This is a genomic window from Paenarthrobacter sp. NPDC092416, assembly GCF_044755025.1.
In the GTDB taxonomy this organism is placed as follows: Bacteria; Actinomycetota; Actinomycetes; order Actinomycetales; family Micrococcaceae; genus Arthrobacter.
Genome location: NZ_JBIVQG010000001.1, coordinates 49558 through 69046, shown reverse-complemented (window position 1 = coordinate 69046; position 19489 = coordinate 49558). Strand labels below are relative to the sequence as shown.

The 19489-nt window shown below is 62.9% G+C and carries 18 protein-coding genes; 6 read left to right on the top strand and 12 right to left on the bottom strand.

The features are described 5' to 3' along the window. Positions 1-4 precede the first annotated feature (4 nt). Complete coding sequence (locus tag ACIQC5_RS00310) at positions 5-1231, bottom strand: acetoin utilization protein AcuC (RefSeq protein ID WP_400277598.1); 1227 nt, start codon at positions 1229-1231, stop codon at positions 5-7. Between the two features lie 115 nt (positions 1232-1346). Here ACIQC5_RS00310 and ACIQC5_RS00305 point away from each other — a divergent pair, with 115 nt between their 5' ends. Continuing rightward, on the top strand, positions 1347-2780 hold the full coding sequence (locus tag ACIQC5_RS00305) for a TrkH family potassium uptake protein (RefSeq protein WP_400277597.1): 1434 nt from the start codon (positions 1347-1349) through the stop codon (positions 2778-2780). Positions 2781-2820: 40 nt separating this feature from the next. Then, positions 2821-3459 (top strand): TrkA family potassium uptake protein, encoded by a 639-nt coding sequence (locus tag ACIQC5_RS00300; protein WP_364164415.1) that lies wholly within the window; start codon positions 2821-2823, stop codon positions 3457-3459. A 23-nt stretch (positions 3460-3482) separates the two neighbouring features. Here the strand turns inward: ACIQC5_RS00300 and proC are convergent, their stop codons facing one another. The 7 genes from proC to ACIQC5_RS00265 all read right to left on the bottom strand — a co-directional run bounded on the left by proC (position 3483) and on the right by ACIQC5_RS00265 (position 12482). Next, positions 3483-4313 carry a pyrroline-5-carboxylate reductase gene (proC, locus tag ACIQC5_RS00295; protein ID WP_400277596.1) on the bottom strand — a complete coding sequence of 277 codons (831 nt, stop codon included), beginning with the start codon at positions 4311-4313 and terminating at the stop codon, positions 3483-3485. Between the two features lie 283 nt (positions 4314-4596). Continuing rightward, on the bottom strand, positions 4597-5430 hold the full coding sequence (locus ACIQC5_RS00290) for a sugar phosphate isomerase/epimerase family protein (protein ID WP_400277594.1): 834 nt from the start codon (positions 5428-5430) through the stop codon (positions 4597-4599). A gap of 1 nt (position 5431) precedes the next feature. Continuing rightward, positions 5432-6550, bottom strand: a complete 1119-nt coding sequence (locus tag ACIQC5_RS00285) for a Ppx/GppA phosphatase family protein (protein WP_400277593.1) — start codon at positions 6548-6550, stop codon at positions 5432-5434. Between the two features lie 89 nt (positions 6551-6639). Beyond that, on the bottom strand, positions 6640-7074 hold the full coding sequence (locus tag ACIQC5_RS00280) for an SseB family protein (protein WP_400277592.1): 435 nt from the start codon (positions 7072-7074) through the stop codon (positions 6640-6642). Positions 7075-7219: 145 nt separating this feature from the next. Beyond that, positions 7220-9946 carry a type I DNA topoisomerase gene (gene topA, locus ACIQC5_RS00275; RefSeq protein ID WP_400277591.1) on the bottom strand — a complete coding sequence of 909 codons (2727 nt, stop codon included), beginning with the start codon at positions 9944-9946 and terminating at the stop codon, positions 7220-7222. Between the two features lie 113 nt (positions 9947-10059). Then, the gene (locus ACIQC5_RS00270) at positions 10060-10698 is read right to left on the bottom strand and encodes an ArsR/SmtB family transcription factor (RefSeq protein WP_400277589.1); all 639 of its coding nucleotides are present in this window, start codon (positions 10696-10698) and stop codon (positions 10060-10062) included. A gap of 68 nt (positions 10699-10766) precedes the next feature. Then, positions 10767-12482 carry a methyltransferase gene (locus ACIQC5_RS00265; RefSeq protein WP_400277588.1) on the bottom strand — a complete coding sequence of 572 codons (1716 nt, stop codon included), beginning with the start codon at positions 12480-12482 and terminating at the stop codon, positions 10767-10769. 92 nt (positions 12483-12574) lie between these two features. Between ACIQC5_RS00265 and ACIQC5_RS00260 the strand changes: the two genes are divergently transcribed. Both ACIQC5_RS00260 and ACIQC5_RS00255 read left to right on the top strand, forming a co-directional pair. Beyond that, positions 12575-13018, top strand: coding sequence for a hypothetical protein (locus ACIQC5_RS00260; protein ID WP_400277586.1), 444 nt, complete (start codon positions 12575-12577; stop codon positions 13016-13018). Between the two features lie 64 nt (positions 13019-13082). After that, positions 13083-13607: a hypothetical protein gene (locus ACIQC5_RS00255; RefSeq protein WP_400277585.1), complete on the top strand. Its 525-nt coding sequence runs from the start codon at positions 13083-13085 to the stop codon at positions 13605-13607. A 40-nt stretch (positions 13608-13647) separates the two neighbouring features. On the opposite strand, the gene ACIQC5_RS00250 is transcribed toward ACIQC5_RS00255, so the two are convergent. Further along, complete coding sequence (locus ACIQC5_RS00250) at positions 13648-14544, bottom strand: rhodanese-related sulfurtransferase (protein WP_400277583.1); 897 nt, start codon at positions 14542-14544, stop codon at positions 13648-13650. A gap of 149 nt (positions 14545-14693) precedes the next feature. Here ACIQC5_RS00250 and ACIQC5_RS00245 point away from each other — a divergent pair, with 149 nt between their 5' ends. Both ACIQC5_RS00245 and ACIQC5_RS00240 read left to right on the top strand, forming a co-directional pair. Continuing rightward, positions 14694-15389: a GNAT family N-acetyltransferase gene (locus ACIQC5_RS00245; protein ID WP_400277582.1), complete on the top strand. Its 696-nt coding sequence runs from the start codon at positions 14694-14696 to the stop codon at positions 15387-15389. Positions 15390-15517: 128 nt separating this feature from the next. Beyond that, positions 15518-17860, top strand: a complete 2343-nt coding sequence (locus tag ACIQC5_RS00240) for a DEAD/DEAH box helicase (RefSeq protein ID WP_400277581.1) — start codon at positions 15518-15520, stop codon at positions 17858-17860. Positions 17861-17963: 103 nt separating this feature from the next. On the opposite strand, the gene ACIQC5_RS00235 is transcribed toward ACIQC5_RS00240, so the two are convergent. The 3 genes from ACIQC5_RS00235 to ACIQC5_RS00225 form a co-directional block, all read right to left on the bottom strand. After that, a complete protein-coding gene (locus tag ACIQC5_RS00235) occupies positions 17964-18347 on the bottom strand; it encodes an Rv3654c family TadE-like protein (protein WP_400277579.1) in 384 nt (127 codons plus the stop codon). Between the two features lie 36 nt (positions 18348-18383). Continuing rightward, a complete protein-coding gene (locus ACIQC5_RS00230; RefSeq protein WP_400277577.1) occupies positions 18384-18896 on the bottom strand; it encodes a TadE family type IV pilus minor pilin in 513 nt (170 codons plus the stop codon). Between the two features lie 137 nt (positions 18897-19033). Next, a complete protein-coding gene (locus tag ACIQC5_RS00225) occupies positions 19034-19378 on the bottom strand; it encodes a DUF4244 domain-containing protein (protein WP_400278658.1) in 345 nt (114 codons plus the stop codon). Between the last annotated feature and the right edge of the window lie 111 nt (positions 19379-19489).

The window sequence follows — 19489 nt, the reverse complement described above, 5'->3', positions numbered from 1 at the left end:
GGCTTTAGTCGAACCAGGGATCCAGTCCGTACAACGGGAAGATTTCCTTGCGCGTGGCTATTACAGTCCGGTCCACCTCATCGGCGGGGTCGTAGCCGACCTCCCATGACCGCCACCACACGTCCACGCCGTCACCCATGGACTCCGGCGCCCACACACCGTAGGTCTCCTTGACATAGGTGCGCCACGCCTCGGGCACCGGTGCGGCCAAGGGCACCGGACGCTGCGTCACCATCCCGATCAGGTGGCTCCACGCGCGCGGCACAACACCTGTGACGTCATAGCCGCCGCCCCCGGTGGCGATCCAACGGTTTTCGCAGTAGCGGGCAGACAAACTTGCGACGGCGGCAGCCGCCTCGCGCTGCCCGTCCACGCTCAGATTCAAGTGCGTCAGCGGATCCAGCCGGTGCGAATCACAGCCGTGCTGGCTGACAATCACCTCTGGTTGGAAGGCACCCACAAGCTGCGGCACCACGGCGTGGAAGGCCCGCAACCAGGCGGCGTCACCCGTGAAGGCAGGGAGGGCGACATTCACGGACGTGCCCACGGCGTTCGGCCCACCGGTTTCGTTGGCGAAGCCTGTTCCGGGAAAGAGCGTCAGGCCCGTTTCATGCAGGGAGATCGTCAGGACCCGGGGGTCGTTCCAGAAGATGCTTTGCGTCCCGTCGCCGTGATGAGCGTCGACGTCGATGCTGACGATCCGCTGCACACCGCCGTCGAGCAGTCGCTGGATGGCAAGGGCAACATCGTTGTAGACGCAGAACCCGCTTGCACGTTCACGCGCGGCGTGATGCATTCCTCCGCTGAAGTTCACGGCACGGACTGCATGACCGGACAGGACCGAGTCCGCGGCGAGCAGCGAACCGCCGGCAAGCCGGGCACTGGCCTCATGCATCCCTGCGAAGGCGGGGTCATCCTCGGTCCCCAGGCCTCGCTCCTCTTCGGGGACGGAGGGGTCGTTGCTGACGCGGCGCACTGCCTCGACATACCCGGCGCTGTGGACGGTCAGAAGTTCGACGTCGGTAGCCAGCGCGGGCGCCTCCACCGCCACATGGCTGTGGTCAAAGAGCCCGAGCGAGTCTGCGAGCCTGGCCGTCAGTTCGAGGCGCTGCGGCGCCATGGGGTGGCCCGGACCAAAATTGTAGGCAGTCATGGCCGGGTCCCACACCACCGTCGTTGGCAGTGCGGACCGCGTAATGCTGGAAGCCATTTTTCCAAGCCTGGAGTTCATCCAGAACAGGCTACCTGAGCCCCGAGGGGCCGCCCGCCCCGTTACGCCGCTGGAATAGTGGTTTACTACTCAAGAAAGCATTGTCCGAATCCAGGAAGAGCGAAAAAGCACTGCCATGACGCAAAGCCAGTCGAGGTCCAAGAACCCGACCAACTGGCAACCCGGCCAGCAGGAACGGGAAGGCCTTTGGATCTTCACGGGCGTGCGCGACTTCATCGACAACATCGCGAACACCTCCCCGGCCCGTTTGGCCCTGGCTGCCTTCTCCATGGTTATCCTGCTCTTCACCGGGCTGCTTTCCCTTCCCGCCGCCGCTGCTTCGGGCGAGCCGACTCCCCTGCACCAGTCCATGTTCACTGCCGTTTCCAGTGTGTGTGTCACCGGCTTGACGGTGGTTTCGACGGCCACGCACTGGTCCTTCTTTGGGCAACTGGTCATCCTGGTAGGCATTTTCGTGGGTGGCTTGGGCACGTTGACGCTCGCTTCCCTGTTGGCCCTCATGGTCAGCAAACGCCTGGGTGTCCGGGGCAAGCTCATCGCCCAAGAGGCCATGAACAATGCCGGGCGTCTCGGTGAAGTGGGTACGCTGCTCCGGATCGTTATTGTCACGTCCGTGGTGATCGAGGCAGCCTTGGCGTTGGCCCTGATCCCGCGCTTCATGGTCCTTGGCGAGCCGTTCTGGCAGTCGGTGTGGCACGGCGTCTTCTACTCGATCTCGTCCTTCAACAACGCCGGATTTACGCCGCATTCAGACGGAATCGTGCCCTACGAAACCGACCTCTGGATCTTGATTCCGCTCATGCTTGGCGTTTTCCTGGGCAGCCTCGGCTTTCCCGTGGTGATGGTGCTCCAGCAGAACGGGCTCAACTGGAAAAAGTGGAACCTGCACACCAAGCTCACCATCCAGGTCTCGTTCATTCTGTTGGTCGCCGGAACGCTCCTTTGGGCTCTCATGGAATGGGACAACGTCCGCACCATCGCCCACATGGACTTCGGCGACAAGATGATCCATTCGCTCTTTGCCTCTGTAATGACGCGTTCGGGCGGTTTCAACCTCGTGGACCAGAACCACATGGAATCCACCACCATGCTCCTCACCGATGCCTTAATGTTCGCCGGTGGCGGTTCAGCCTCGACGGCGGGCGGCATCAAGGTGACCACTATCGCCGTCATGTTCCTCGCCATCGTGGCCGAAGCCCGCGGCGACGCCGACGTCAAGGTCTATGGCCGCACCATCCCCCAAGGCACCATGCGGGTTGCCATCTCCGTGATCGTCGCCGGCGCCACGCTCGTTTCCGTGGCAGCGTTCCTGCTGCTGGCCATCAGCGGGGCCTCGCTGGACAGGGTCCTCTTCGAGACCATTTCCGCCTTTGCCACCGTGGGGCTAAGCACCAACCTCAGCGCCGAGCTGCCGCCGTCTGGCGTTTATGTCCTGACCGTGCTCATGTTCGCGGGCCGCCTCGGCACCGTAACCCTCGCTGCCGGACTGGCCTTGCGCCAGCGCAGCCAGCTATACCACTACCCGGAAGAGAGGCCAATCATTGGCTAGTTCGACAGGAGCGGCCAACCGGCCCGCCCACAACGCCCCAGTGTTGGTCATCGGCCTGGGCCGGTTCGGCTCCGCCACAGCCGAACAACTGGTGAAGCAAGGCCGCGAGGTGCTCGCCATAGAACGCGACCGTTCCCTCGTCCAGAAGTGGGCTCCAGTACTGACTCACGTGGTGGAAGCCGATGCCACCAACATCGATGCCCTGCGCCAACTCGGCGCCCAGGAATTCAGCTCGGCCGTCGTGGGCGTGGGCACATCGATCGAATCCTCAGTGCTCATCACCGTGAACCTCGTGGACCTCGGTATCCAGCACCTCTGGGTCAAGGCCATCACGCCCTCGCACGGCAAGATCCTGAGCCGGATCGGCGCCAACCACGTCATCTACCCGGAGGCCGACGCCGGCGTCCGCGCCGCCCACCTGGTGTCCGGCCGCATGCTCGACTTCATCGAGTTCGACGACGATTACGCGATCGTCAAAATGTATCCGCCCAAGGAAACCGTGGGCTTCACGCTGGAGGAATCGAAGGTCCGGTCCAAGTACGGCGTGACCATTGTGGGTGTGAAAACCCCCGGCGAGGACTTCACCTACGCCCGGCCGGAAACCAAAGTGTCCGGCCACGACATGCTGATCGTGTCCGGACACGTGGACCTGCTGGAGCGCTTCGCAGCCCGCCCGTAGTCTTGGTGAGTCTTTGAAGGGAGTTAGCCCAGTTGCGCGGTGATCTCCGCTGCGCGGGCAGCCGCCGCGCGGGCGCCGTCAGCGATGATGCGGGGAATCCCACCGTCGTCGAAGGCTGCAATGGCACGCTCGGTGGTGCCGTTGGGGCTGGTGACGGCGACGCGGAGCTTGGTCGGGTCGGCACCCGGTTCGGCCAGCATGAAGCCTGCGCCTGCTACGGTCTCGCGGGCCAGCATGACTGACAACTCAGCATCCAGGCCGAGTTCGACGCCGGCAGCCGCCATCGCTTCGGCCAGGTAGAAGGCGTAGGCAGGACCGGAACCGCTGATGGCGGACAACGCGTCCACCTGCTCTTCCGGGATCTCCACCACAGTGCCGGCACCGGCCAGCGCCACTTTGGCTTGTTCCAGCTGTTCCGGCGTGCAATGGGTTCCCGGCGAGACGGAAACGACGCCGCGCCCCAGTTTTGCGGGCGTGTTCGGCATGGTGCGGATCACCGGCTGTCCGGCCGGGAGGGCCGCCTCCAGCTGGGCGATGGAGACCGCCGCGGCCACGCTGACCACGATGGTGTCCTTCGCCAGCGCCGGGCTGATTTCCCGTGCCAGGTCCGCAATGCCAACCGGTTTGACGCCCAGGATGACGATCCCGGAGCCCTTGGTGGCAAGCTTGTTGTTGTCCGGCTCTTCCTCGCCCGCAATGGCCATCACTCCGTGGCGCTGAGCGAGCTCGTCCGCACGCTCAGCGCGGCGGACCGTCGCGACAATGTCTGACGGGTCTGTACCGGCAGCCAGAAGGCCGGCCAGGATGGCCTCGTTCATGGATCCACAGCCAAGGAATGCGATTCGGTTGCTCATTGATCCATCATTGCAGTTAGCCCTCGGATGGGGCGAACGTCTTCCGGATTTCGGATTCCCAGCTTGTTCCCAAGGTTATTGCAGGCTGCACCCATTCTTGGTCCGTAACTTAGTAGTTACCTCATTGAGGGTGCGAGTGATGAGGCGGGCATGGGGATGTCCGCCAGCAGCACCGGTGGCCGGGCGGGTTTTTCCCCCATTTCCCGATTCGGCCGCCGGTGCTTTCGCATTTAACGCGTGGTGTCTTGGTGCGGCGTTGGGCGCGGACCCGCCACGCCGAACGCTATTTGTCGTGTGAGCGGACCAGCGGAACGCTGAGGTGCTGACGGGCGAACCGAAGGGTTTCTGCCAGCATTTCCTCCCGCTCACCTGCGACTTTCGCCTTGCGGGTGGAAATCTCAGCCACCACCACGCCGCTGAAACCGTTGCCGGCCAGATGCTGCAGTACGTCGGCACACTGCTGGGTCCCGGTACCTGGCACCAAGTGTTCGTCCTTGCCGGATCCCGATCCGTCCGTGAGGTGCACGTGGCGGAGCTTGCTCCCCAACGCCTGGACGGCTTCCAAACTGTTGGCCCCGGCAGTTGCAGCATGCGAGAAATCCCATGTGACGTCGTCGTAATCCTGTCCGAGCGGGTCCCAGTGCGGCAGGTACGCCACCGCTTCACGGCCCCGGACGCGCCACGGGTACATGTTCTCCACAGCGATGTGGACCTGGTACATAGCAGCGATTTCGCGGACACCTGCAGCGAAATTCTCCGCGTAGTTGGACTGCCAGCGAAATGGGGGGTGGACCACCACGGTATCGCAGCCGACGTCCCTGGCCATCTGGCAGGACTTCTCGATCTTGTTCCAGGCTGCGCCCCACACTTGCTGGGTGAGCAACAGCGTAGGCGCGTGGATGGAGACGATCTGCTGGCGGTAACGGTGACTCAGTTGGATCAGCGCATCAGGATTCTGGCTCGTGGCGTTATTGGTCACCATCACCTCGACGCCGTCGTAACCCAGGTCCTGCGCCACGGCAAAGGCGTCATGGACGCTCAGCGGGTACACAGAGGCGCTGGAAAGCGCTACGGGGATCTGGCGGCCATTTACTTCAGGTTCGACGTCGGTACTCATCTCAGGAGGCCAGCCCGCCTGCAACCGGGGCCGGGATTGGTGCAGCAAGGCCGGAATCCGGAGTGGTCACCGGAAACTCCGCAACAGTGAGGTCCTGGCGGTCCGCGTGCCCGTTGCCTTCCTTCGCTGCCTTTTTCTTGGACTTGTCCTTCTTGCGTTTGCCCACATGCGGGGCCGGGTCCAATGCTTCCTCGAAGACCAGCTGGTCGAGTCGACGCAGAATCAGGCCTTCCCGCAAAGCCCAGGGGCAAATCTCCATCTTGGGAAATTCGAAAAGCTCCAAGGCGGCCTCGGCCACCAACGCCCCGGCAAGGAGCTGACGGGCACGGGCATCTGAAACGCCGGGGAGGTACAGGCGGTCCTCAACCGTCATGGCCGAAATCCGCTGGGCCCACAATCCGAGGTCGGCAGCGTGAAGCTCTCGCTTGACGTACGGCCCGGCGGCGCTGGGAGCCGCACCTGCAATGCGGGCCAGGGATCGGAATGTCTTGGACGTGCCCGCCACCAGGTTGGCCCGGCCGAGTTCATGGAAGTTCCGGACCACGGGCTTCAAGGTAGAGCGGATATAGCGGCGGAGTTCCTTGACGCTCTTCGCCGAGGGCGGATCGTCGTGGAGCCAGTCACGGGTCAAACGGCTGGCACCCAAAGGTACGGACGTGGCAAACTCCGGAAGCTCATCCGTTCCATAGGCCATTTCGAAGGACCCGCCGCCGATGTCCAGATCCAGGATGGGGCCCGCTCCCCAGCCGTACCAGCGCCGGACTGCAAAGAACGTCATGGACGCTTCTTCACTGCCCGTCAGCTCCTGGAGGGTCACCGTGGTCTCGTGCTTGACGCGTGCAAGCACTTCCGCACCGTTGGTCGCTTCGCGGATGGCCGATGTACAGAAAGCCAGCAGGTCTTCGGCCTTGTGCCGGGCGGCAAACTCCCAGGCTTCCAGGACGAACTCAATCAGCTCGGTCTGGCCGGCGTCGTTGATGTTTCCGTCGCCGTCGAGGTATTGAACCAGCGATAACGGTCGCTTGTGGGAGGCGAAAGCCACCGGGCGCGCGCCAGGATGGGCATCCACGAGGAGCAGGTGGACGGTGTTGGAACCGATGTCGAGAACGCCAAGACGCATTCTGCCATTATTCACCGATTCGAAGCCCGTGAAGCAACTTCGCGACCACGTTTCGGTTGCGTGCTGGTGCCTTGGAGCTTCGCAGACCGCTATTGGGTGGGCTCCCCGACCTCGTCTGCCCGCTTGAAGTCGCGGCGAATGTTCGCAATGCCTTCAGGGTCGATTTCGAAGCCGTAGGCACTGCCCGGGTTGATGACCATGCCCAGCTCATCGCCGATGTTCCCCAAGATCGCCGAACCCATGGTGCCGAGGACGTGCGGGGCGGCGTCGAGGAAACGTTCGTCTACGCGGCTCGGGTGGCTGAAGACCGCCAAAACGGGCTGGCCTTCGGCGTTCGACAAGACCAACGGCTCCACGGACGAGTCGGGGCCATCCACGGCTTCCGAGCTCACCAGATAGACCTCGTTATTGAGGAAAGCGAGGATGACATCCACCGGGTTCGCGTCCGGTTGTTCGGCCAAGGCAAGCTTCGCCTCGAGGTCGTTCAAAGGTTCGTTGTCCGGTGCAACAGTCTGTTCAGTCATGCTTCTACTCGACCACGATGCCCGCCCGGACGCAATTCGCCACCATTAACGCACATGACAAACGGGAGCGATCCGCCGGCGTGGTTGCATCGCTGAACGAGCACGCCACACCGGGAATCCCTCCCGTTCCGCCATCTGAATCGAGCTACTTTTTGGCGGCCGCTTTCCTCGCCGGCGCCTTGCGGGTGGTGGTGGTCCGCTTGACCGGGCCCTTGGCCCGCTTTTCTGCCAGGAGTTCGACGGCGCGTTCGCGGGTCAGTTCCTCCAGCGAGGTTGAGCGCGGCACGGTGATGTTGGTGACGCCGTCGGTGATGTACGGGCCGAAGCGACCTTCCTTCACGACGATGTTCTTCTCCGACACAGGGTCCGGGCCAAACTCAGCCAACGGCGGAACCGCTGCACGGGCGCCGCGTTGCTTGGGCTGTGAGTAGATCTCCAGTGCCTGTTCCAGCGTGATCGTGAAGATCTCCTCTTCGGACCCGATGGAGCGGGAGTCAGTGCCCTTTTTCAGGTAGGGACCGAACCGGCCGTTCTGGACCGTGATGGGGTTGCCTTCGGCATCCTCACCAAGAACCCGGGGCAGGCTCATGAGCTGCAGTGCTTCGTCCAGCGTGACACTGTCCACGGTCATGGATTGGAACAGCGAACCCGTGCGCGGTTTGGCCTTGACGGGCTTCTTCGGCGGCTTGGGCTTGCCGTTCTTGTAGTACTCAACGGGCTGGTTGGCCAGCTGCTCCTCGGTCATCTCGGGGATGATCTCGGTGACGTAGGCTCCGTAGCGGCCGTTCTTGGCAACCACTGTGTGGCCGGTGTGCGGGTCTGCTCCGAGGACTCGTTCCTCCGGGGCAGCGGTTTCCATCAGCTCGATGGCTTTGGCAGCCGTGAGCTCGTCAGGTGCCAGTTCCTCGGGGACGTTGGCGCGTGCCGACTCGATGACCTCACCGGTCTTCTCGTCCACCGTGGGGATGCTGCTCTCGAGGTACGGACCGAACTTTCCAACCCGGAGCGTGATGCCTTCTGCGATGGGCACTGAGTTGATCTCGCGGGCATCGATTTCGCCGAGGTTGTTCACGATGCTCAGCAGGCCGGGATCGGCGTCTTCACCGTAGTAGAAGTGCTTCAGCCAAGCTGCGCCAACGGCCTGACCGTTGGCGATCTTGTCCAGGTCGCCTTCCATGTCTGCCGTGAATTCGTAATCCACGTAGTCTGTGAAGTGCTGCTCCAGCAAGCGGATCACCGAGAAGGCGATCCAGCTCGGAACCAAGGCCGAACCTTGCTTCCGAACGTACCCACGGTCCTGGATAGTGGAAATCGTGGAAGCGTAGGTGGACGGGCGTCCGATGCCCCGCTTTTCCAGCTCAGCCGTCAGCGACGCTTCCGTGTAACGGGGAGGAGGCGAGGTTTCGTGACCAACAGCGACGATGTCCGAGGCTGTCAGGGAATCGTCCTTGGCAACGTTCGGCAGGCGGCGGGCGTCGTCGGAATCATCGTCCCCGCGGCTCTCATCCTTGCCTTCTTCGTAGGCTGCGAGGAAACCGGGGAAAGTGATGACCGTACCGGATGCGGAGAACTCTGCGTCCCGGCCATCCGCGGCCACGGCACCCAGCCGGATGGTGGCCGTGGAACCCTTGGCGTCTGCCATCTGCGATGCGACCGTCCGCTTCCAGATGAGCTCGTACAGGCGGAATTCATCACCGCTGAGCTGTTTAGCAACCTGGGCGGGGGTCCGGAAGGAGTCACCCGCCGGGCGGATGGCCTCGTGGGCTTCCTGTGCGTTGGCCGCCTTGTTGGCGTAGACGCGAGGGCTCTGGGGAACATATTCGGGACCGTAGAGTTCAGCGGCCTGACGGCGTGCGGCCGTGACAGCTTCATCGCTCAACGCGGACGAGTCCGTACGCATATAAGTGATGTAGCCGTTTTCATACAGGCGCTGGGCAACCTGCATGGTGCTCTTGGAGGAGAACCGGAGTTTACGGCCGGCCTCCTGCTGCAGTGTGGAGGTAGTGAACGGTGCAGCGGGACGGCGCGTGTACGGCTTGGTGTCGACCGAGCGAACCCGGAAATCGGCGTTCTCCAGGCCGGAGGCCAATGACGTAGCCATTTCCTCGTTGACGTGCACCACGTTGGAGGAGGTGAGCTGGCCGTCGTCGTTGAAGTCGCGACCGCTGGCAACCTTGGAGCCGTCCACAGCGGCAAGCTTGGCCTTAAACGAACCCGAATCCGCGCCGAACTGGCCGGTCAGGTCCCAATACGACGCCGATTTGAAGGCCATGCGCTCGCGTTCACGGTCCACCACCATGCGGGTCACCACAGACTGGACACGGCCGGCGGACAAGCCGCGGGCCACCTTACGCCACAGCACCGGAGAGATCTCGTAGCCGTAGAGCCGGTCAAGGATACGACGGGTTTCCTGGGCGTCCACCAAAGCGGTGTCGACGTCGCGGAGGTTGTCCATGGCACGGTGGATGGCTTCCTTGGTGATTTCACCGAAAGTCATGCGGTACACGGGAACCTTGGGCTTCAGGACCTCGAGGAGGTGCCACGCGATGGCTTCGCCTTCGCGGTCCCCATCGGTTGCGAGATAGAGCGCATCAGCGTCTTTCAGCTGCGCTTTGAGCTCGGCTACCTTTTTCTTCTTGTCCGGCGAGACGACGTAGTACGGCTTGAAGTCGTTTTCAATGTCGACGGCGAACTTGCCCAGCGAGGTCTTCTTGAGTTCTGCAGGGAGGTCCGACGGCTGCGGGAGGTCCCGGATGTGGCCGATGGAAGCCTCGACGATGAAGCCCTCGCCAAGGTACTTGGCGATGGTCTTGCTCTTGGCCGGAGACTCGACAATCACGAGTTTCTTGCCGGATTTTGCCTTGCTGGGCACGGTGCTCCTACAGAAAAAATGTGTACTTGGGCTGGTGCCCATATTGGCCTAGTTCACCATAGATTGCAGAATCCTGCGCTCAGCCGGTGAAATGGGGGACCCTGTCCGGGCTGTTATTTGCCCGGAGCCACGCGGTCATCCGGGATCATGGACCACAGGGTAGCAACGCGCTCAGCCCCCTGCGGAATCCGGGTGGGATCGTCAAGTTCGTACTCGCGCAAGACCTCTCGAATCCTGTCGGATAATTCCTTGCGTTGATCATTGGTCAGGTACAGCAAGTTGCTCGCCAGCACCACCGACGCCGGCTCCTCCCCCGCATCACCCCGCTGCTTGCGCTCGCCACGGGCTTTGGCAAACGCCGAGGCCCTGCGCCGGAAGGCATCCAGTTCAAGATCCACTACCGCAATTTCCGGGCTGGCCACACTGCCTCCGGAGATGGTGAAGTCCGTGCCGGCAGCTTTCCAGCGGCGTTCGCGGGCGTCACCGGCGTTTTCGGCGGGTGCCACGATTCCCCACTTTTGCAGGGCCCGCAGGTGATAGCTCATAGCGCTGGGCGTGAGGCCCGTCCGGGCGGCGAGTTCGGTGGCCGTGTGGCTCACCTGCGTGGCATAGAGCTCGGAAATGACCTCGAGACGGGCTGCGTGCGCCAAGGCCCGAATAGCCTTGGGATCGGTAATCTCAACCGTCTTCTCGGCCCGCTTCCGGCTCGGGGCACCGCCTGACGCTTGGGATGTCTCGTTGTTTGAAATCACTTCTTCAGTGTAGACAGGGCCACCAGCGCGCAGCGGCGACCCTTGTGGGCGCCGCGCCGCATTGATGGTCACGAGGACCCCTGGTTCGGATCAAGCGCGTGCCCATCAGGAGCGTCCTGGTCTGGAAGGAGGAAGCCGTCGCGGACGAGGTTCCCTACTTCATTGAGGAGCCCGGACCGGAAGGAATCCTCGTCAAAGTCTTCGCCCCCACCCAGGAGTGCCACCAAGGCCCCAATAATTTGTTTGACGGAGAGCTCGCCGTCGCACGCGGAGACGAATCCCGCCAGCTCCGTGCTCAGCAGGTTGGTGCGTCGGAGGCCGGCTCCTTGCCGGAGCAGGATCACACCGGGATGCTGGGCACCCGGCCGCTGATGACGTTCCTCCGTGACGTCGTCAGCCACCATGAGATGCGCTTCTGCCAAGGAATTCCCATAAAGCCAGTCCACGCGTTCCACTGCTGCGCCAAGGTGGGGGCCGATGGGTTGCTCTATGGGATAGGTGATTTCCTCGAAGCGGCTGAAGGGTTCCCGGTTATGTGCCGGGGCTTGAGTATGTCGCTGCGACGGGTTCCCTGCCTGGGCTCGACGCAACCAGATCATTCCGAAGCCGATGCCTTCCACGTTGCGCGAGGCGAAGTCATCGAGGTAGGCGGCGTAGGAATCCTGGTAATGCCGCCGGTCCCGCGTTTCCGACGCATCCTGGAGCCAGGTCTCGGCATACTGTTCCGGCCCCAATTGTTCGCGCTGAATGAACCATCCGTCCAAGCCGGAATCTTGAAGCCACGAGGCAGGCCGGTCCTGCCACTGCGATTCCGTAGTGATTTCCCAGTTGCCCAGCATCTGGGCCGTGCCACCCGGTGCGAGGACCGAGGGCAAAGTCTTGACCAGGGCAGCAACGATGTCGTCGCCCGGTAGTCCACCGTCGCGATAGGTGAATTGGTCGGTTGCCGATTCGCCGCTGCTCCGTGGAGTAATCACGAAGGGCGGATTGGACACCACCAGCCCAAAACTTTCTCCCGACACCGGTTCCAGCAAGGACCCCAACCGCAGGCTGACTCTGGCCTCCAGGTTTTCGGTGTCCAACCCCAACTCCCCGGCGTTAAGCAGCAAGTTGAAGCGGGTGAATGCGAGCGCCCGTACAGAGATATCTGTGGCCGTGACGTGCTCGCAGTGATGCAGGAGATGGAACGTCTGGATTCCGCAGCCGGTGCCCAGGTCCAGCGCCCGTTCTGTGTGTGGTCGGATGGTGGTTTGAACCAGCGTGGTGGATGCCTGCCCGATTCCCAGCACATGGTCGTGCCGCAGGACTCCGGGTTGCTGATGTGCGGCGAGATCACTGGCTACCCATAGCTCAGCGCCTCCGCTGCCATCAGCATTCGGGTTCCAGCCGTAGGGCCGGAGATCCACTTTTGCAGTGACAATGCCGGCGTTTTGGGTGACGAGGCCCAGATCCACCAAGCCGTCTGTGCGGATACCGGGCAGAGCGGAGTCGACGTCGGGCTGGGATTGCGGAACAGCAAGCAACCAGAGCCGAACCACCACCGCGAGCGCACGACTGGCCGGTTCCGCCGAAGCCAGGAGTCGCTCACTCTCCAACAGTGCAGGAATGAGCTGGTCCCTGTTGAGTGCCGCGTAGGCGGATCCACCGAGAAGCTCAGCGACGGAGTCCACCGTGTACGAGACGGCGCGGAGGTCCATTGCGAGCGCCGTGAGCAGCCCCGGGAGGTCACTGCGGGGGGCGTCGGGAGTGTTGCCGGCGGTAAATAAGGTAGCGGATTCAGTCACCGTGCAAGTCTATGGGTGCCTCTCACCGGAGCGCGGCTCGGGGTTGGTCTATGTGGAAAAAGCTGGTCGCCGGAACCCGGTAGCGTTGAATCATGCTCAACTTCTCCTCCACATGGCACCGCATGGGCCTGTTTGCATTCGCCGTCGGAAGCCTGCTGGCAATCAGTGCCTGCCAGGCACCGGGCAACGTCGCTGACGCTGACGTTCCCGCCTGGAAAGAGAAAGTGCTGCCGGCGGTAAGCGGGACGGTACTGGAGGATTCGGGCAAGATCCTGAACAGGGAACCGCTGGTCAAAGAGGCTTCCAGCGTCGCGGCCGGGTCCTACACACTGACCATGGCCTGCGACGGCGGCGGCAAGGCTTTCTTTGCTGTGTCCGCTGCGGGAAAGCAGATCGCTGACGCGGGAGCCGCCTGCAATGGCAGCCTGGAGGTTGTGAAGATCAGAGTCCCGGATACCGCCGCCGTCAGCATCTCGACGAGCAGCGTGGACGCACCGTTGATCTTTGCCTACCAACTGGTTCCGGCCGGCAAATAGGGCTGCCACGGCAGGTCCCATCCGCCCCTATGGGGCGGGGCCTGCACCGGCGTAAAGTCAGGTTATGGGCAGCAAGGGCGCCCTCCCGGTGAGGTTGCAACGGCTGGCAAGGACCGCCGTCGTACTTTTGCTTGTGCTGTTCAGTGCCTCGGCATGTGAGTACACCTATGACGACGGAAGGCCGGAGGCTGGTCCCACCGTCACGGCAACCAATGCGGCACTTCCACCGGACCCGTCGCTGGAGCAAACTGTCACCGGTGAAGAACTGAAAGAGTGGGCACGCGGGGCGCTGCCGGACTCTCAGGGACAATCGTTCTATTCCAGCAGCGGTTACCTGAACCCGGGCGAGTCCAGAACCGAACAAACCGTTCAACTGCCCGGCGGTACCTACGCCGTTACGCTGGCCTGCCGAGGCACCCGGCGGGTGACGTTTGTGGTCACCTTGGCCGACGCGGAGCTCGTCAACCTGACCTTGGGATGCGCCAACGCCCGCGTCAACGTGGTCCAGCTGGAAAAGGATGCCATTTTGTCGATCACGGTCGGCTCAAGGTCGGACGCCAACTTCGCGTACCGCGTCAGCCGGCTTTAACGAGTACCGTGCTTTTGCCTGTTTTCCTGAAGGAATCGTCCTAAGCGGCCGCGCAGCCCTCCGGGCAGCGCAGCGTTTCCGGGCTCGACGCACACTCGGCGCAGTAGAGCGTCAGCGTGCGGCAGCTAAGGTTCGAGCAGTTCTCAAACTTGTTGGTGGGCGCAGCGCAGCGAACACATTCGCCAATGGTTTTGGCGTCGTCGCTGAATTCGACATGCATGCGCTTGTCGAACACGTACAACGAACCTTCCCAAAGCCCCTGGTCCTTGAAGGTTTCGCCGTAGCGGACGATCCCGCCATCAAGCTGGTACACCTCTTTGAAGCCACGGTTGACCATCAGGCTGGACAGCACCTCGCAGCGGATGCCTCCAGTGCAGTACGTAACAATGGGCTTGTCCTTGAGGGCGTCGTACTTGCCGGAGTCCAGCTCCTTGATGAAGTCATGGGTAGTGGCAACATCCGGGACAATGGCGTCCTTGAACTTGCCGATCTGGGCTTCAAAAGCATTACGACCATCGAAGAACACCACGTCCTCGCCGTCGGCTTTCTTGGCGTCTACGAGCGTGTGGAGTTCCTCAGGCTGCAAATGCTTGCCGCCTCCCACCACGCCTTTCTCGTCGACTTTGAGTTCCCCCGGCGCTCCAAACGAGACAATTTCGTCGCGGACCTTGACGCTCAGGCGGGGGAAGTCGGCGGCGCCGCCCTCGGACCACTTAAAGTCGATGCCGTGGAAACCCTTGTATTCGCGGGTGGTCTTCACGTACTGCTTCATTTTGTTGAGCTCGCCGCCCACCGTGGCGTTGATGCCGTCCTTGGAGATCAGGATACGACCGGTAAGCCCCAGTTTTTCGCACAGGGCACGCTGCCAAAGACGCACGGCGTCGGGGTCGGCGATCGGGGTAAAGCCATAGAAGAGCACAATTCGGTTCAGAGCCACTATTAAAGGGTACTGGGTGCAGTAAAATCCGCTCTCCTGCAGGGCCGGCAGAGGGCTCGCCCGGGTAAAGCGATCACAATTTCATAAGCAAGGTTTCCCATGCCCTGATGCCCCTGTTGCTTCATGCACCGCTGGCATACTCTTCCTACATGAGTCCAGACGCCTTGGTTGAAGACATCGCGCACCTTTTGGAAGTCTGGGTGGCCGGTTGGGCCGGTTGCCGGGGCTATGAAGTACGCCAGGAAGGGCGCTTCCCCGCGGCTCTGCGAGCCGACAAAACCGGGGACTGGGAGTATTTCGCCCACGATCCCTCAGACGAAGAGTTCGCAGCGCTGGCAGCTAAAACCGCGGAAGCCGATACGCGCATCCTGACAGTGCTGACCAACGACGTTCAGCGCTACAAATACCTGGCCGAGCAGCATGGACTGAACGTCACGTCCGCCTCTCAGACCATGATGATCGTCGACATGGAAACCCAGGATGCCGAAGATCCCTGGCTACCTGATGACGACCTCGAACTGGCCACCTCAGAAACTAACGGCGTCCACCACGCGGTAGTACATTCCGGCGAGCAGGTTGCTGCCAGCGGCCGGGTATTCGTGGTCAACGGCACTGCAGTTTTCGACAAGATCGTCACAGAGCCAAACTTCCAGCGCCGCGGTTTGGGCAGCTTCATCATGAAGGCTTTGGCCGCACAGGCGTTTGCCCACGATGTGCAGAACGGTCTCCTGCTGGCTTCCCTGGACGGCCAGAAGCTCTACTCCCACCTTGGCTGGGACAGCGTCTGCCATGTGCTCATGATGTCCACCAGCAGCGAAGAGGGGTCCGACCTGTCCGTAGCCTGAACCAGCGACGGTTCTGCCGGGCTTTCAAGCCAAGTTGGCGTGAACAACTCAGTTGAACTGCCAGGATACGACGGCGGCACCCGTGGGGACCGCCGTTCGTGCGCCCCACACAGTGACAGAATGATTCGGTGGCTGCACCGAATTCGCTGATCTCCCTTCTGGGCCGGACCCCGGACCCCGAGCAGCTGCGTCATGTCCACACAATTCCCGCGCGCAAGGCCGTCAATGAGCCCTGGCCGCAGTGGGTGCACACCGACATTGTGGACGCCTACAGGAGCCTCGGCATCCACGAGCCCTACCGGCACCAGATCCAGGCCGCCGAACTCGCCCACTCCGGCGAACATGTAGTGATCGCCACTGGCACTGCTTCGGGCAAATCGTTGGCATACCAACTGCCGGCTTTGGACGCGATCCACCGCTCCGAGCTGCGGGTGCTGTCCGAGCCCGGAAAGATTCACGACGACGGTGCGGTGACCCTGTACCTGTCCCCCACCAAGGCGCTCGCTGCTGATCAACTGGCAGCTATCCGCTCGCTGAACTTGCCCACAGTCCGCGCGGAAACGTACGACGGCGACACTGACCAAGCGTCCCGGCGCTGGATCCGCGACCACGCCAATTTCATTCTGGCCAACCCCGACATGCTGCATTTCGGCATCCTGCCCAACCACACGTGGTGGGCCAGGTTCTTCCGCCGGTTGCGGTACGTGATCGTCGACGAAGCCCACAGCTACCGAGGGGTTTTTGGCTCCCATGTGGCCAACCTCATGAGGCGCCTCCGCCGGATCTGCGCTTACTACGGTGCTGGTACAACGTTCCCTGAACCCATCTTCATTGCGGCCTCGGCCACAGCGTCGGATCCCGCTGTTTCGTTCGGCAGGCTCATTGGTGCCCCCGTCAGGGAAGTCTCCGAGGACTGCTCCCCCCACGGTTCCACCACAGTTGCCTTCTGGGAACCGGCCCTCACGGAAACAAAAGGCGAGAACGGAGCCAAATCCCGCCGCACTGCCGTAGCCGAAAGTGCGGACATCCTGGCAAACCTTGTTTCCTCCCGGGTGCGTACCATCGCCTTCATCAAGTCGAGGCGGGGCGCCGAATCGATCTCCTCGATCACCAAGAGACTCTTGGACGAGGTGGACCCAAGCCTTCCCCAACGCGTAGCGGCATACCGTTCCGGGTATTTGCCGGAGGAACGTCGAGCCCTTGAAAAGGCTTTGCGTTCCGGTGAACTCTTGGGCGTGTCCAGCACCTCGGCGTTGGAACTCGGTATCGACATCTCGGGACTCGACGCCGTGCTGGTTGCCGGCTGGCCGGGAACCAGGGCTTCGCTGTTCCAGCAGATCGGCCGTGCCGGCAGGGCAGGCCAAGACGCCATCGCCGCCTTCGTGGCCAGCGACGATCCCCTGGATACGTACCTGGTGAACCACCCCGAGGCGATCTTTGACGTCTCCGTGGAAGCCACCGTTTTCGATCCCGGCAACCCCTATGTCTTGGGGCCGCATCTCTGTGCGGCTGCGGCGGAATTGCCCATCGGCCCTGCGGAGCTCGGGCTCTTCGGCCCCTCTGCCGAAGGTCTCCTTGACCGGTTGGTGGCGCAAGGGTATCTCCGCAAACGCCCGGCCGGCTGGTTCTGGACGCACCCGCAGAGTGCTGCCGGAATGGTTAATCTGCGTGCCGACGGCGGCGGGCCGGTCAGCATCGTTGATGCAGACACCGGCTCCCTGCTGGGCACCATGGACTCTCCACAGACGCATTACCAGGCCCACACTGGCGCCATATATGTGCATCAAGGCGACAGCTACCTCGTGGAAGAACTCAACGAAACAGACCATTGTGTGATGGTGCGCCGCGCGAATCCCGACTTCTACACCACGGCGCGGGACGTAACTCAGATCGAGGTCCTGAAGACGGTCCGCTCCGTTCAATGGGGCGACATCGCGGTTCATTTCGGCGACGTAAAGGTTACTACCCAAGTGGTCTCCTTCCAGCGCAAGGCCTTGATTTCCAACGAGATCCTGGGAGAAGAGCCCCTGGACCTTGGGGCCCGGGACCTCTTCACCAAGGCTGTGTGGTTCGTGGTGGACAACCGGTCATTGCGCGACGCCGATCTGGTGGAAGCGCAGTTTCCCGGAGCATTGCATGCCGCCGAGCATGCGGCCATCGGGCTCCTTCCTCTCGTGGCCTCGAGCGACCGCTGGGATATTGGTGGCGTTTCGACTGCCTTGCATGCAGACACTGGAGTGCCCACGATCTTTGTCTATGACGGCCATCCGGGCGGTGCGGGGTTCGCTGAGCGAGGCTTCGAAAAGGCCAAAGTGTGGCTCACCGCCACGCGGGAGGCCATCAAAGCGTGTGAATGCGATACCGGCTGCCCGTCCTGCGTGCAGTCCCCCAAATGCGGAAACAAGAACAACCCACTGGACAAGGCAGCCGCCATCACACTCCTGGACGTGCTGTTGAAGGACTCTTTCTAGGGCAGCGGCTCCTTCCACGGCCGCCGCTCCTTCCAGGGCAACGGCCCCTTCCAGGGCAGCGGCGCTTTCTAGGGCAGCGGCCTTCCCCCGGTGGTGACTGTGCCTAGGGTGGTGGCCCCGCGCGTGCTTTGCCTGTTGCCGCGCCGAACACCGAATGCTGCACCAGCTCTGTTGCAACCTCGACCACCTCGCCACGAACCACGACGCACGAGGTCAACCGGGCATCATGCTGCTCGGCCAGCTCTGCCGCAACATCACACGGCTCCCCCGACGTGAGTCCGCGGGCTGCATCTGCTCCTGCAAGGGCAGCCAGGTCCGCGGCCGACGCGGCCCTCGATGCCATAACTCCCGCCTGTGCCAGGAACAACACCCCTGCAAGGAGCGACATCACGACGCATCCAAGCACCAAGGCCAGTACCGTCCCGGCGCCGCGCTCGGACGTGGGTGCCTCCGCGTCTGTCACGGCATGCGCGTTGAGGTTTGACACTTCAACCCTCCGCCCAGAGTTCCGCAGACAGCCCCATTACGCTCCGCCCCCAAAGCACGGGATTAGCTCCGAATGGGTCCTGGCCGAGGTCACTCCGGTCACCAACTGCCAGCCGCCGCACCCCGGGTCTACGGCACTGCCCATCGCCAACTGCCAGCCGCCGCAACCCGGGTCTACGGCAGGACCCATCGCCAACTGCCAGCCGTTCCCACCGCCCAGAGCGGCGGCCCGTGATACCTCAGCCTTGGCCGAGGCTGAAGCAGTCAGAGTCCAGGGGATCACGGCGCCCAGCGCACCACCGACTCGCGCCGAAGCTGTCACCGTCAGCCATTCGTCGTCCCGGCCAACTACTGCTGTAGCCCCCTCCCCGGCAAGGCGAACGACTATTCCCTGCACTGCGTTGCTGTCCTCGCCCCTGGCCAAAGCCCTGGCGCCCGCCCTGGCCGCTTCTTCCAAGCGAAGTTGTGTAATCCCAGCTGCCGCACCTGCCAGCAGGAAGGCCAGAAGCACGAGTACGGCCGGCAGGGCCACCGCGAACTCGGCAGTCACAGCCCCGGAAATGCTGCCCTGCCCCGGAGCCCGCTTGGGCCACGAATCCGTCCCCGGCGTCCGCCTTTCCCCAACATCTTCGTCTCTGTTGAGGAAACGTGGTTCCGGCTTGTCGTGGGCTTCCGGCAGCACACAGGTCACGGCAACTGCAGGGCCGTACGAATAAGGTTGAGCAGGAAGCCGCGGACCTCCTCGCTGCGCAGGATGACAACCAAGAGGCCTGCCAAGCCGACGGCGGCGAGCGTGGCGATGGCGTACTCAGCGGTGGCCATTCCCGCTTCGGAAGCTCTGAGCCGGCCACGCTTCCTTGCCTGGGACCTTCGTGTCCGAACGGGAGGGACGGCTGGGGTCTCCCGCTCGGAAAGCGCGGAAGGCAACTGGTGGACAGTCGCGCTACGTGGAACCGCTGTGCCCTCCGGCTCGGCTGACGCGACCACGCCCCGCGCCGTCAGCCTCCGGACGTCCAGCTCCCGCATAGCCATGTCCCCTCCCGCCAGCTCCCGCATAGCCATGTCCCCTCCCGCCAGCTCCCGCATAGCCATGTCCCGCGCCGGAAGATCCGGCGCCCCAGCCGATGAATCTTCGCGTTCAAG

Excerpts from the sequence above, each read along its gene's own strand:
- ACIQC5_RS00290 (WP_400277594.1), bottom strand. The coding sequence starts at position 5,430 with ATGAGTACCGACGTCGAACCTGAAGTAAATGGCCGCCAGATCCCCGTA.
- ACIQC5_RS00280 (WP_400277592.1), bottom strand. The coding sequence starts at position 7,074 with ATGACTGAACAGACTGTTGCACCGGACAACGAACCTTTGAACGACCTC.
- ACIQC5_RS00305 (WP_400277597.1), top strand. The coding sequence starts at position 1,347 with ATGACGCAAAGCCAGTCGAGGTCCAAGAACCCGACCAACTGGCAACCC.
- ACIQC5_RS00285 (WP_400277593.1), bottom strand. The coding sequence starts at position 6,550 with ATGCGTCTTGGCGTTCTCGACATCGGTTCCAACACCGTCCACCTGCTC.
- proC (WP_400277596.1), bottom strand. The coding sequence starts at position 4,313 with ATGAGCAACCGAATCGCATTCCTTGGCTGTGGATCCATGAACGAGGCC.
- ACIQC5_RS00260 (WP_400277586.1), top strand. The coding sequence starts at position 12,575 with ATGCTCAACTTCTCCTCCACATGGCACCGCATGGGCCTGTTTGCATTC.
- ACIQC5_RS00225 (WP_400278658.1), bottom strand. The coding sequence starts at position 19,378 with ATGGCTATGCGGGAGCTGGACGTCCGGAGGCTGACGGCGCGGGGCGTG.
- ACIQC5_RS00245 (WP_400277582.1), top strand. The coding sequence starts at position 14,694 with ATGAGTCCAGACGCCTTGGTTGAAGACATCGCGCACCTTTTGGAAGTC.
- ACIQC5_RS00255 (WP_400277585.1), top strand. The coding sequence starts at position 13,083 with ATGGGCAGCAAGGGCGCCCTCCCGGTGAGGTTGCAACGGCTGGCAAGG.
- ACIQC5_RS00310 (WP_400277598.1), bottom strand. The coding sequence starts at position 1,231 with ATGAACTCCAGGCTTGGAAAAATGGCTTCCAGCATTACGCGGTCCGCA.